General features: G+C 47.8%; 15 protein-coding genes. 11 read left to right on the top strand and 4 right to left on the bottom strand.

What is annotated here, in order from left to right:
• Positions 1–55: 55 nt before the first annotated feature.
• From FC652_RS15290 to FC652_RS15280, 3 genes are all read left to right on the top strand, one after another.
• The gene (locus FC652_RS15290) at positions 56–676 is read left to right on the top strand and encodes a lysoplasmalogenase (protein WP_176299277.1); all 621 of its coding nucleotides are present in this window, start codon (positions 56–58) and stop codon (positions 674–676) included.
• Positions 677–752: 76 nt separating this feature from the next.
• Positions 753–974, top strand: a complete 222-nt coding sequence (locus tag FC652_RS15285) for a YecH family metal-binding protein (RefSeq protein WP_017420385.1) — start codon at positions 753–755, stop codon at positions 972–974.
• Between the two features lie 148 nt (positions 975–1,122).
• Positions 1,123–1,716, top strand: a complete 594-nt coding sequence (locus FC652_RS15280) for a YhgN family NAAT transporter (protein WP_176299276.1) — start codon at positions 1,123–1,125, stop codon at positions 1,714–1,716.
• A 65-nt stretch (positions 1,717–1,781) separates the two neighbouring features.
• On the opposite strand, the gene FC652_RS15275 is transcribed toward FC652_RS15280, so the two are convergent.
• Together FC652_RS15275 and rsmD are read right to left on the bottom strand one after the other, a co-directional pair.
• The gene (locus tag FC652_RS15275) at positions 1,782–2,048 is read right to left on the bottom strand and encodes a DUF1145 domain-containing protein (protein ID WP_017420383.1); all 267 of its coding nucleotides are present in this window, start codon (positions 2,046–2,048) and stop codon (positions 1,782–1,784) included.
• Between the two features lie 18 nt (positions 2,049–2,066).
• Complete coding sequence (gene rsmD, locus FC652_RS15270) at positions 2,067–2,660, bottom strand: 16S rRNA (guanine(966)-N(2))-methyltransferase RsmD (RefSeq protein WP_045620228.1); 594 nt, start codon at positions 2,658–2,660, stop codon at positions 2,067–2,069.
• Between the two features lie 205 nt (positions 2,661–2,865).
• Between rsmD and ftsY the strand changes: the two genes are divergently transcribed.
• From ftsY to glpG, 6 genes are all read left to right on the top strand, one after another.
• Entirely contained in the window at positions 2,866–4,053 is a 1,188-nt protein-coding gene (gene ftsY / locus FC652_RS15265) for a signal recognition particle-docking protein FtsY (RefSeq protein WP_176299317.1), read from the top strand.
• A gap of 20 nt (positions 4,054–4,073) precedes the next feature.
• Positions 4,074–4,751: a cell division ATP-binding protein FtsE gene (ftsE, locus tag FC652_RS15260; protein ID WP_176299275.1), complete on the top strand. Its 678-nt coding sequence runs from the start codon at positions 4,074–4,076 to the stop codon at positions 4,749–4,751.
• On the top strand, positions 4,738–5,706 hold the full coding sequence (ftsX, locus tag FC652_RS15255) for a permease-like cell division protein FtsX (protein WP_011079168.1): 969 nt from the start codon (positions 4,738–4,740) through the stop codon (positions 5,704–5,706). The genes ftsE and ftsX overlap by 14 nt, the downstream gene beginning before the upstream one ends.
• A 176-nt stretch (positions 5,707–5,882) precedes the next feature.
• Complete coding sequence (gene rpoH / locus FC652_RS15250; RefSeq protein WP_011079169.1) at positions 5,883–6,740, top strand: RNA polymerase sigma factor RpoH; 858 nt, start codon at positions 5,883–5,885, stop codon at positions 6,738–6,740.
• Between the two features lie 435 nt (positions 6,741–7,175).
• Entirely contained in the window at positions 7,176–7,496 is a 321-nt protein-coding gene (glpE, locus tag FC652_RS15245) for a thiosulfate sulfurtransferase GlpE (protein ID WP_011079170.1), read from the top strand.
• Positions 7,497–7,580: 84 nt separating this feature from the next.
• Positions 7,581–8,423, top strand: a complete 843-nt coding sequence (glpG, locus tag FC652_RS15240) for a rhomboid family intramembrane serine protease GlpG (protein WP_176299274.1) — start codon at positions 7,581–7,583, stop codon at positions 8,421–8,423.
• 48 nt (positions 8,424–8,471) lie between these two features.
• On the opposite strand, the gene FC652_RS15235 is transcribed toward glpG, so the two are convergent.
• Positions 8,472–8,882: a flagellar basal body-associated protein FliL gene (locus tag FC652_RS15235; RefSeq protein ID WP_011079172.1), complete on the bottom strand. Its 411-nt coding sequence runs from the start codon at positions 8,880–8,882 to the stop codon at positions 8,472–8,474.
• Between the two features lie 172 nt (positions 8,883–9,054).
• On the opposite strand from FC652_RS15235, the gene FC652_RS15230 reads away from it, so the two are divergent.
• Positions 9,055–9,594, top strand: coding sequence for a chorismate lyase (locus FC652_RS15230; protein ID WP_176299273.1), 540 nt, complete (start codon positions 9,055–9,057; stop codon positions 9,592–9,594).
• Positions 9,595–10,449: a 4-hydroxybenzoate octaprenyltransferase gene (ubiA, locus tag FC652_RS15225; protein WP_039552152.1), complete on the top strand. Its 855-nt coding sequence runs from the start codon at positions 9,595–9,597 to the stop codon at positions 10,447–10,449.
• 87 nt (positions 10,450–10,536) lie between these two features.
• On the opposite strand, the gene plsB is transcribed toward ubiA, so the two are convergent.
• On the bottom strand, positions 10,537–12,966 hold the full coding sequence (gene plsB / locus FC652_RS15220; RefSeq protein WP_045620231.1) for a glycerol-3-phosphate 1-O-acyltransferase PlsB: 2,430 nt from the start codon (positions 12,964–12,966) through the stop codon (positions 10,537–10,539).
• Positions 12,967–13,057: the final 91 nt, after the last annotated feature.

Genomic DNA, 13,057 nt, shown 5'->3' with positions numbered 1-13,057 from the left:
ACATAATTGCTCGTCTACCTAGACTAGCCGCGTAATAAATAGAAGGGTACTGCAGATGTGGAGTTGGTTGGCGATAGGCTTATCTGGAATGACTTCCGTTATGGGCGTTCGACACGCAAGTCAATTTCAAGCGTTGTTTTTTAAATTGTTTACCTTATCTCTTTTACTGGTTTTGGTGTTAACGCAAGGACCAGCATCTGCCCATAGCTACTGGATTGCCGCAGGCTTGCTGGTGTCAGTGGCTGCCGATACGCTTCACTCTCTTAAATCGAAGAAAACACTCTATTTCTCTGGCTTTCTTCTCGCGCAGCTTTGCTACAGCAAGTCTTTCTGGTTACAACTCAATGGCGACATTGTCTGGTGGCTTTTGGCATTGTTGTTGGCGGCGAGCATCGTGGCGTTTTTCTTGCTCCTCCCTCAATTGGATTCTTTGGTTTTTCCTGTCGTGATTATGGGCATTATGTTGGTGCAGTTAGCTTGGGCGGCAGGGGAAGTTTGGCTTCAAGCAAATGACTTCTCCAATGCGATCGGTTTTGCTGGAACCTTAGTCATGATTTATTCTGCGCTGGCGTATGCGATTCATGGCTATCGTAAACCGATGAAGCGTGCTTATGTTTGGGTGTCGGGCAGTTATTTCGTCGCACATGCTTTGATCGTGGCTTCTATCATCTATTGAGCTGTTTTAGGTCAAAGCACGATTTTTATAAAAGGTTAAGCTGGGGCCACTTGACGTGTTACAGGACGCTTAATCCATGAATGATATCCATGCTCACAATCTTCTTCACCTTCTTAAAGAACAGCCGATGGACCGTGCGGAACTGCTGGCGCATTTCGGTGGTGAAACCCGCTTTCATACGTGTAAGCTACAAGGGCTCGATTTAGACTCACTGCTGAGCTTTTTGTTGGAACGAGAAAAAATCAGTGAGCAGCAAGGAAAGTTCTGCGTCAACTTGGCGCGCATCTGTAATCACTAAGGGTGCATCCCTGTAGGAACGAGTGGTTTGATTGATCGCTCGTTTCTCTCCCTAGTAGCGAGCTCATTTTATGCCAGGGCTCGCCCGACTCTGCCTCCCAACGCCATTTGGTATATACTCTCGCCATTGTTGTATTTTGAGAGCACTTATGGACATTCTTGCTGCAGCCACCATGCTGTTTCTTATCATGGACCCGTTGGGTAATCTCCCGATTGTTCTGTCAATCTTAAAACACCTTGATGCGAAGCGACGTCGCAAGGTATTGATTCGTGAGTTACTGTTCGCCCTCCTCATTTTGATGCTGTTTTTGTTTGCAGGGCAAAGCATCATGGCTTTCTTGCAGGTAGAGCCAGAGACCTTGAGTATTTCCGGCGGCATTATTCTTTTCATCATCGCGATTAAGATGATTTTCCCCAGCGCAGGCAGCATTACTGGTTTAGCGGCAGGTGAAGAGCCCTTTATTGTGCCAATGGCGATACCGATGATTGCCGGCCCATCTGTGATTGCCGCATTACTGTTGCTCTCTTCTCAGCATCCTAATAATTTGGGTGAGCTCTCTATTGCGGTGCTGATTGCTTGGTCGGCAACGTTTGTGATTCTGATGTTCTACAGCTTTTTCCATCGAGTTTTGGGAGAGCGCGGCTTAAAAGCGGTTGAGCGTTTGATGGGCTTGTTGCTGGTGATGATTTCAACCCAAATGTTCCTCAACGGTGTTAAAAGCTATATGGGCGCCGTGAGCTAATCTGAATGACGGAATAAAACAATGCCGCTCTAGGGAGCGGCATTGTTATTTCTGAGGCAAAAGAATTACATCATATATTTGCGTCGAATATCGAGCAGGGCAAAAATGCCAAATATCAGAATGGAATTCTTTTCCCAGCGCGTCATGGTAATTTTGTCACCAAACGCGCCGACGAAGATCAGCATTTGTAGTCCATGCATGATGAACAAAAATGCCGTCATGATGTAGAGCACGATGGCGGCGTTACCTGGAAATGGTGACACAATATTAACCAACAGAATCAACCACACAAATGAGATGGCGGCTTTCGCTAAAAATAACAGTGCTTTCATTTCTCGATCCTTTGCTGACTATTGTCGCTCGTAAAGGCGATAGCTGACTTGCCCAGCGGTTTTTTCGCGATGCAGATGCCAAGTCGAAGGCAGCTCGTCTACCTGAAGTTCTTTTTCACTTTCAATATAAATCATCGCGTCGTCTGCCAGCCAGCCATTTTGCTCCAGCAAAGTCACGGCTTCGGCAAGTAGTCCTTGGCGAAATGGCGGGTCAATAAACACCACGTGATGCGGTGTGCCTTGCTGCTTAAGGAATTGCAGTGCATCGCCTTGAATCACTTTGATATTATTTGCCTTTAGTGCTGTGACATTTTGTTGCAATTGAGCAAACGCTTTGGGGTTTAACTCCAACATGGTGACTTGCTCTGCCTGACGTGATGCCGCTTCAAAACCTAAGCCGCCAGAGCCGGCAAACAGATCCAAACAGCGAGCGCGAGGGATATCCTGTGCTAACCAGTTAAACAGCGTTTCTTTGACTCGGTCAGTTGTAGGGCGCAAGCCTTCGGCGTCATGCACGGGCAGCTTTCGCCCTCGCCAAAGGCCACTAATGATGCGTACACAGCCAGTTGTTGGCTTATTTTGTGATGTGTTTTGCTGGCGACGTCTTACCATAGATTTTTTGACCGCTAATAAAGTGTTACTATAGCCAATCGCCCAGGCCTAAAGCCTGGATATTGCCCAGAATTTGATAGTGACAAAGTGTACCATTATTCCGCCGAGAAAAACGGATCACATGCGTATACCAGTCGCGATTGTCTCTTTGCTTGCGTATCAGCAAAGATTCAACCCAGTATATAAGAAACCAGGATATCTCCCGATGACGGAAAAGAAAAAGCGCGGATTACTATCGTGGCTTGGCTTTGGTGACGATGACCAAGTAAAACAACCAGAGCCTGCACAATCAGAAGAGGTGATCAGCGAGTCTGACGAAAAAACCGTAGAGAGCGTTGAACCGATTGTCAGCCAAGAAGTGGTTGAAGAGGCGGCGGCAGAACCAATCAGCAAACCAGCAGCTGAAGAACCCGTTGAAGTGACACCTGTGGTGGTTGAAGCACCGCGCGTGCAAGAACAAGAAAAACCAACAGAAAGCTTTTTTGCGCGTCTAAAACGCAGCTTGAGTCGCACGAAAGCCAATATCGGCGCTGGTTTCTTTGGTCTATTTAAAGGCAAAAAAATCGATGATGATCTGTTTGAAGAGTTGGAAGAACAGCTACTCGTTGCGGATGTGGGTATGGATACCACGTTGAAAATCATCGAAAACTTAACAGAAAAAGCGTCTCGCCGTGACTTAAAAGATGGTGAGGCTCTGTATGGTTTGCTCAAGGAAGAGATGGCGGAGATCCTCTCTAAGGTTGAGCAACCATTGCAAGTGGACAGCAGCAAAACCCCTTACGTTATCCTGATGGTTGGGGTAAATGGCGTGGGTAAAACCACCACCATTGGTAAGTTGGCGAAACAGTTCCAAAATCAAGGTAAGAAAGTGATGTTGGCGGCGGGCGATACCTTCCGTGCGGCGGCCGTTGAGCAGTTGCAAGTGTGGGGTGAGCGTAACAATGTCCCAGTGATCGCACAGCACACTGGCGCAGACAGCGCATCGGTGATTTATGATGCGATTGAAGCCGCCAAAGCGCGTGGGGTTGATGTGGTGATTGCCGATACTGCGGGTCGCTTGCAGAACAAGAGCAACTTGATGGAAGAGCTGCGCAAAATTGTCCGAGTGATGAAGAAAATCGACGACTCCGCACCGCATGAAATCATGTTGACCTTGGATGCAGGCACCGGTCAGAACGCCATTAGCCAAGCGAAACTGTTTAGCGATGTCGCGCCGATCACCGGGATCACCTTGACCAAACTGGATGGCACTGCGAAAGGCGGCGTGATCTTTGCTATTGCCGATCAGTTTAACATTCCAATTCGCTACATCGGTGTGGGTGAAGGGATTGAGGATCTCCGCCCGTTTGAAACCCAAGAATTTATCGACGCGCTATTTAGTCGAGAAGAGTAAGCATTAGAGAGGAATAACCGGTGATCCGATTTCAGCAGGTAAGTAAAGCCTATCGTGGCGGCCGTCAGGCCCTGCAAAAAGTCGACTTTCATTTACATCGTGGCGAAATGGCGTTTTTAGGTGGACACTCAGGTGCCGGTAAAAGTACCTTGCTGAAATTGATCTGTGCCATTGAGCGACCTACTGATGGTCGCATCAGTTTCAATGGTCATGACATCACACGCATTCCGAATAAAGACGTGCCGTTTTTACGTCGTAATATCGGCATTGTTTTCCAAGATCACCGCTTACTGATGGATCGCAGTGTTTACGACAACGTGGCACTGCCGATGCGCATTGAATCCATCTCAGAGAATGAGATAAAACGCCGAGTCTCAGCAGCTCTCGACAAAACAGGGCTGCTTGATAAAGCCCGTTGCCTGCCTAGCCAACTTTCTGGTGGTGAACAGCAACGTGTCGGTATCGCTCGCGCCGTGGTCAATCGCCCAACCTTGTTGTTGGCCGATGAACCAACGGGCAACCTTGACCCTGAGTTGTCCAACCGAGTGTTGCGTTTGTTTGAAGAGTTCAATCGTGCTGGCGTGACCATTTTATTGGCGACACACGACATCAACTTGGTCAACTCTCGTCCTCAGTATCGCCATTTCGAACTTAACCAAGGTTTTCTCAGTGAGGTAGAAGATTATGGCCGCGAATAAACGCCTTAAAAAGCCAGCGAGCAAATCGACCTCGAATCGCCCTAAGACAGACGGTTTTGTTTCGATCCATATCAAGCAAGCCAAAGCCTCCTTCAAAGCGATCTGGCATCGCCCGCTGGGGAATATTTTAACCTTAGCGGTCATCTCCATGGCATTAGCTATGCCTGCCTGTTTGTATTTGCTTGGTAAAAACATCGCCGTTGCCACCTCGCATGTCACGTCGCCAGCACAAGTGAGTGCCTACTTGCGTGAAGGAGTACCAGAAGCTCGAGTCATGGTGCTCAAAGATGAGTTGGAAACGCAGCAAGATGTTGAATTGGTGGAGTACATCTCTCCGCAGCAAGGCTTGGAGCATCTCAGCCAGTATTCCGGTTTTGACCAAGCGTTAAGCTTACTGGAAGATTATGCCCTGCCGGGCGTCTTGGTGATCACCCCTGCGGTGGAAGAGAACAACGCCATCAAAGCGTTGGCGCAACAACTGCGTCAAGAAGAAGACATTACTGATGTGCGTCTAGACGAAGATTGGTTAACACGGTTAGATGCAATAAAAACGGTCGCGACAATTATTGTCATGACCTTGACACTGTTAATGTTGGGTGCTGTATTTTTAATCGTTGGCAATACCTTGCGCTTTAATGTGCTCGCTAACAAAGAAGAAATTCAAACCATGAAACTCATTGGTGCGACAGACAACTTTATTCTACGCCCCTACTTATATTCAGGAATGTGGTTTGGTTTACTTGGCGCGGTATCGGCGTGGTGTTTTACCGCGTTGATTACGGTGTTGTTGAATGGCGCCGTTGCGGATCTCGCGGCTTTATACGACAGCCAATTTCGTCTTATTGGCCTCAGCTGGGATGAATCCTTGTTGCTTGTGATGACAGGGACCTTCTTAGGTTGCGTGGCGGCAAAAGTATCGGCGCAGCGCCATTTAAAAGAAATTGAACCTGTTTAAGTGATGCGGGTCTTATAGTAGGCAATCGTCGCAAAGAATCAAATTTGATTGACTTGTATAGACGATTTGTTTATGGATAATTGCTAACCCCGCTTGAAACTGATTCATCTTCAGTTCAAGATAACGGCGCTAATTTGCAATGTATAACTCCAGATCAGAGATTGATGAGGAATTGAATGACAACTCAAGCGTATCCGATGGCACTAGTAACGCAAGATAGCCTTGATGGCTACATTCGCTCGGTGAACAGCTACCCAATGCTGACCGCAGACGAAGAACGTGATCTAGCTGAACGTCTACACTACAAAGGCGAAATTGAAGCGGCAAAAGGGCTGATTCTCTCTCACCTGAGATTCGTTGTTCACGTTGCCCGCGGTTATTCTGGCTACGGTTTGCCAATGGCTGACTTAGTACAAGAAGGCAATATTGGTCTCATGAAGGCGGTAAAACGCTTCAATCCAGAAGTTGGGGTGAGGCTAGTTTCTTTTGCGGTTCACTGGATCAAAGCGGAAATTCACGAGTACGTACTACGTAACTGGCGTATTGTGAAGATCGCGACCACCAAAGCGCAGCGTAAGTTGTTCTTCAACCTACGTAAGTCGAAAAAACGTCTTGGTTGGTTTAACAATGGTGAAGTCGAAACCGTGGCTCGTGAGTTGGGTGTAGAACCGGCAGAAGTGCGAGAAATGGAATCGCGTTTGGCGGCGGTCGATTCGACCTTTGATTTGCCAAATGAGGAAGACGATTCTAGCTCGGTATCAACGGCACCAGTCCTTTATCTGGAAGACAAATCTTCAGATGTGGCGGACAACCTAGAAGCGCAAAACTGGGAAGCTCACACCAATAACCGCCTTGCGATGGCATTGGCTAGCCTTGATGAGCGTAGCCAACATATTGTTCGCTCGCGTTGGTTGGACGATGATAAAGCCACGCTGCAAGACCTCGCGGAAATGTATGGTGTTTCTGCGGAGCGAATTCGTCAGCTTGAAAAGAACGCGATGAAGAAACTGAAGATGGCCGTCGGCGAGATTTAGTTCTCTTACGAAACCACTTAAGAATCAGCAAAAGCCGAGATCAATGATCTCGGCTTTTTTGTTGCCTGTCACAACATCATGGCGAGTGTTTTTGATCGAAATCGAGTGACGAAAATGATCACGAAATGATGCCAAGCCTGTGAATAACTCTGTGAAGTAATTATTTATCAACTGTTCGAAAGCTGGATGAAATCAGGGCTTGAAGAGGAATTTCGTTTGGGGATAGTTATAAAACTACACACAGAAAGATCAAGATCCTTACTACATGTAGTGGATCAAAATGACACAAAACACTTTATCAACGCAATCCACAGATTTATCCACAGATGATGGATAAATGTACGCCTGTCAAAGACCAGAAGAACTGTGTGTCTAAGTTTGGCTCTGGATAGGTTACAATCCCAGCAGAACAAAATAACGAAAATGAGAAAGTATATGGAACAGTTCAAGCATATTGATGTACAAGGCGCGCACGCGCTCATCAGCCGTGGAGAAGCACGTTTGGTGGATATTCGTGACCCACAATCTTTTGCTGTGGCGCATGCCCAATCGGCCTTTCATCTAACCAACGATTCGATCGTAAATTTCATGCAGCAGGTGGAGTTTGAACAGCCTGTTTTGGTGATGTGTTACCACGGCATCAGCAGTCAAGGGGCGGCTCAGTACCTAGTCAATCAAGGTTTTGAAGAGGTGTACAGTGTCGATGGTGGTTTTGAAGCTTGGCATCGTGCCAGTTTGCCCGTTGAAGCAAGCTGATCCCTTTAGAAAGAAGGGCTTTTGCCTAACGGCCTTTGATGTGGAAGAATGAGGTTCGATTTTTCGTCTAACTGAGGTTCCTCTATGCAGCGTCTTATTGTGTTGAACAATCCAAGGATGGCGCAGGCTTTTATCGACTACATGGCGTCTCGACAAATTGATTTGCGAATGATGCCTGAAGGTGAAGGGCAGTTTGCCTTATGGCTGATGGACGATCAGCATTGGGTTGAAACCGAAGCCGAGCTCAAACAGTTTTTAGCGAATCCTGGTGACAGTAAATACAGCGCGGCATCTTGGGATATGGCGGAAACGCGCAAAACTCAGTTCAGTTACCGAAGCCCCAGTTTACTGGCGATGGTGAAAGCGAAAGCGGGGCCAGTCACCATGGCGGTGATGGTCGCCTGTGTGGCGGTTTATGTGCTCATGATGTTTGGTTGGGAAAGCACGCTTTTAAGCGCGATGCATTTTCCGGCAGAAGCAGCACAACAATGGCAATTATGGCGTTGGGTGAGCCATGCACTGCTGCACTTCTCGGTGACCCACATTGTGTTTAACTTACTGTGGTGGTGGCAGTTTGGTGGCGACATTGAACAGAGATTGGGTAGCGGTAAACTACTGCAAATCTTTGTCATTTCGGCCGCACTCTCTGGCGCTGGTCAGTTTTGGGTTGAAGGGGCCAATTTTGGTGGTTTATCTGGCGTGGTTTATGCCTTGCTCGGTTACGCTTGGATTTTAGGTTATCGCGTGCCTCATCTCGGCTTGTCAGTGCCTAGGCCCGTGGTCGCTTTTATGCTGGTATGGCTCATTCTTGGTTACGTTCAACCCTTTATGGCGATTGCCAATACTGCTCATCTCGTGGGTTTGTTGTCTGGCATGGGGCTGGCCTATCTGGATTCCACCAAGCAAAAACATCAAAATGCGGCCTAGGCCGCTTTTTGTTTTATAACATAAATAGAATCAGCCGAGCTGAACATGCTACTGATAGAGGTATTTGGTAAACAGCAGGTCAGCAATGACGGTTTTGCCCGTTTCTGGCAATAAGATCTCATTGAGTTTTTCGACCAAATGCTTACGCAAATCTTCACGCCCAGCCAGTGATTTCACTGTGTCTTCACTTTGCTGCCCCAGCAACTCAACCACAGCGTCTCTGATCAGCGGCTGATGGTGTTCGACCAACGCCAAATCCGCATTGCTCATGACCATGATGTCGATGCGCACTTGGATGTAACCCAGTTTCTTGCCTTTGGTATAAAAGTTGGTGGTGAGGTCTGGCTCAAGGGTGAAATACGCAAGTTGAGGGCCAGTCTGTTCTTCTTCGGCATGCAAAGGTAAAGAAAAGAGCAAGCTGAAGGCGATAATTATTTGGGCTATATAACGTTTGTACATATTTCTGACTTTTCTTTCTTCTGATCACGATACTCGAAACGCGTTTGTCTTGTTACAATAGGCGGTCCAAATGTCACTATAAGTTATTACAATCTTTACGGTGGCTCATTACCGTAAAGTGACGCTTTATTGTACGCACAACGCGACTAAAAGCTACTAATTGAATACTAGTATGAATCAGCCAAACTCGCTCTATCTTGCTTTGTTAATAGAAGCAAAATGGCAAAATCCTGAAGATTTTCACTTTTCTAGTGACTTTGCTAAGCACTGGTTACTGGAGCAAGGCTCCTTGTCTCGCCGTTTGGCGCGCCATTGCCAACATCTGACCGTTGAGTTGATGCGCAATGAAAAAAGTGGTGTAGGCCAATTAACAAGGCAAGAGACTCAGGGATTATCCCCTGAGATTTACTTGATCCGAGAGGTAGTACTATCCGGTGATCAAACTCCGTGGGTGTTGGGGAGAACGTTGATCCCTGAAACCACCTTAGCTGATCAGCCTTACGACTTAGCCTCGCTGGGTGATATTCCTTTGGGTCTCACCGTGTTTAGTGCAGAGCAAGTTGAGCGTGACGCATTGCAAGTGGCTTGGATTGAAACGCCACAAGGGCGTTTACTCGCCAGACGTTCTCGTTTATGGATGAACCACAAACCGATGTTAGTGGCAGAACTGTTTTTACCTGATGCACCGATTTACTCCAGGGAGAGTGTGTAAATGTCAGTAGAAAAGGCCAAGGCCTATTGGCAACTGATGAGGATGGACCGACCAATTGGCACGTTACTGCTGCTTTGGCCAACCTTGTGGGCGTTGATTATTGCTGCGGAAGGGACTCCCGATTGGCATGTTTTGCTGGTCTTTGTGTTGGGCGTGGTGTTGATGCGCAGTGCCGGTTGCGTGATCAATGACTTTGCCGATCGTAAAGTGGATGGTCATGTTAAGCGTACTCAGCAGCGACCTCTGCCTTCAGGTCGCGTGACGGCGAAAGAAGCGGTCATTCTGTTTTTGCTGTTAGGGATCAGCTCGTTTTTGTTGGTGTTGACCATGAACCCACTCACTATCCAGCTCTCATTTGCCGGTATCGTGTTGGCGTTCATTTACCCATTTATGAAGCGTTATACCCATCTGCCGCAGTTGTTTCTTGGCTTAGCGTTTAGCTGGGCAATCCCGATGGCGTGGGCCGCGCAGGCCAATGAGTTGCCTTGGGTGGTGTGGTTTGTGTTTGCAATTAATGCGTTATGGACCATTGCGTACGATACCCAATATGCGATGGTTGATCGCGATGATGACATTCACATCGGTGTTAAATCGACCGCTATTTTGTTTGGCCGCCACGACAAGTTAATCATCGGCCTGTTGCAATTGCTAACGCTAGTGATGCTGGTTTGGCTTGGCTTGCATTACCAATTGGGGCAAAGTTTTTATTGGAGTGTGCTGGCCGCTGGTGCGCTGTTTGTATATCAGCAGCATTTGATCCGTCATCGTCAGCGAGAGTTGTGTTTCCAAGCGTTTCTCAATAATAACTATGTCGGGATGGTGCTGGCGCTCGGGTTATTTGTCGCGTTTTGGTAGACCACACTGAGTTTACTTGGCGCTCGTTGCACAGAAAAAGAAAAACAAAGGCATCCACGGGATGCCTTTGTTGTATTTAATGCTGGCTTACGCCGATTTGAGCTGGAAGACACTCTCTTCAATCGTGAGCTTCACTTCCGGGTAGAGTAAGGCGTAGAGTAAAGTAGCAAATTGTGCGGTTTTCTCACTGTCGCAGTTGCCGTCACTATCAAGGTAGCCTTGCTGTTTTAACGTGCTAAACAGAGAGGCGAACACACCTTTGTCGAAGTACTCCGGCGCATTGATACCGTGTAAGCGAGTCAAACGCTGAGCGATGTCTTGGCTCTTTTGTTCCAAATCCGCTTTAGCCAATTCAGGATTGGAGACCAGCAGATTGAAGGCAATCGAGTAGCGCTGAAGTGTTTCAGAGATGGTACGACCGAGCAAAACAAGCGTGAGGGTATTCGCTTGATTTTTCGCAACCTTATCTTCTTTCAGGCTGATCAGATCCTGCGATACCAACTCGTTTAGCACTTTCACAACCAGTTCATCAAGCTCTTCTTCTTTGTGGCTCAAGAACAGTTCCGCTTTCAGGAATGGGTAAATCTCCGCCACTTGCTGCTGGATTTGGCCCACGGTTAGATTTTCCTGACGAATGATCATCTGTGCAATCAGCGATGGCAGTGCGAACAAGTGGATGATGTTGTTGCGGTAGTAGGTCATCAAGATCGACTGATTACGATCGAGCGAAATGATGTCGCCCATGGTGTCGGTTTCGATGACAAACTTATCCAATGAAATCGCGTGTTCTACCAGAGCTTCCGCGCTTTCAGAAGGCACGGTATAGGTCTTAGAGTACGGCACATTCTTCAAGAGCTGTAAGTAGCACTCAATCTGATGGATTAGGGAATCTTTAGAAAGCGCCCGCTGACGTGATGCCAGTAATGCGGTGGCACACAAGGTCAACGCGTTCGCTGCTGCGGCGTCGTTAATGTGCGTCATCATCTTATTCGCCAACTGGTTCACCACAGGATTGATCCATTGAGGTCGGCTCGCGCCCATTGGGTCGATGTCTTTGGTCCACTCAGGGGCATGTTCGTTGAGGTATTGGTTGAGCGGAATAGGCTCACCAAAGTTGACATAACCCAAGCCAAAGTTACGCAGTTTGCGCAGTGTGCGCAGCACAAGACCGGCGTTTTCTTTCTCTTTACGTTTACCACGCAACTCTTTAGCGTAGGTTGCCACTTCCATCACGTGCTCGTAGCCAATGTAAACCGGTACTAAGGTGACTGGGCGATTTAGCCCACGTAGCATGGCTTGAATGGTCATCGCCAACATGCCGGTTTTGGCTGGCAGCAAACGACCCGTGCGCGAGCGGCCACCTTCCGAGAAGTATTCTACCGAGTAGCCTTTGGCAAAGAGCTCTGCCAAATATTCGCGGAAAATGGTCGAATAAAGACGATTGCCCTTGAAGCTACGACGAATAAAGAATGCCCCGCCGCGGCGGAAAATCGGACCCGCTGGGAAGAAGTTGAGGTTTATGCCAGCGGCAATATGCGGTGGCACCATCCCTTCGTGATAAAGCACGTAAGAGAGCAGCAGGTAGTCCATGTGACTGCGATGGCAAGGCACATACACAATCTCATGACCATCTTGCGCTAGACGGCGCACCGTTGCGGCATTGTTGATGTTAAGCCCCTGATAGAGCTTGTTCCAAAGCCATCCCAGCAGGCGATCGCCTTGTTTCACCAATGAGTAAGAGAAATCCGCTGCAATCTCATCCATGATGTCTTGCGCTTCTTTACGCGCTTTCTCCATCGAGATGTTTTTGCTTTTTGCTTCTTCCTCAATCGCTTGCTCAATGGCTGGCGATTTCATCAAACGCGCAAACAGCACTTGGCGCGAAGGCAAGTCCGGGCCAGAAGCCGCCAGTTTTTGACGTGAGAAGTGAATGCGAGCTACGCGTGCCAACTTGTGGGCAATCGAGCTATCGGTACCGTGTGATTGCGCCATGTAACGCAGTGAGACCACAGGGCTAAAGCGCACAAGGCAATCACGACCGGCGGTGATCACCGCTTTGGCTTTCTGCAGGCCATTCATCGCTTGTAGGTAAGGCTTATTGTTGCCTTCTTTACCCGGCTTACGTCCCCACAATACGGTGGCAGGAATTACCTGAACATCCAGTTCGCTGTCTTCCGCATGGAGCGCCAGTAAATCGGAGAAAAGGGCAATCGAATCACTTGGTACATCGTTATCGCTTTGAACCAAGGTTGGTCGAGAGGCGATAAACACATAACGTTTGAGTGATTTGCCATGGATCTCAAGCGGAGAAAGTGGATCAGGTAATCCTAACTCGAGTGCGTGTTTTTGGAGCGTTAATAGGTCCACGGCCGAGCGAAAAGGCAGGGCATAAACAATGGGCTTATTAATATCGATGTGGTGATCGTCGATTGGATTAGAAGGAATCGCAGTGCCTTTCACCAACGCCGACAGCGGTAGCTTCAGTAATGAATGTGAAAATGATTGTCCTGAAGACATATAGGTTCACAGCCTCAATAGAATTCAAACATACCCAAACTTATTTCTGTTACTGAATGATTCCAGTAATAGGAATAAATCTGAGCGATAA

The organism is Vibrio sp. 05-20-BW147 (assembly GCF_013369385.1).
In the GTDB taxonomy this organism is placed as follows: domain Bacteria; phylum Pseudomonadota; class Gammaproteobacteria; order Enterobacterales; family Vibrionaceae; genus Vibrio; species Vibrio floridensis.
The sequence above is the reverse complement of the archived record's forward strand: the minus strand, read 5'-3'. Positions and strand labels throughout refer to the sequence as shown.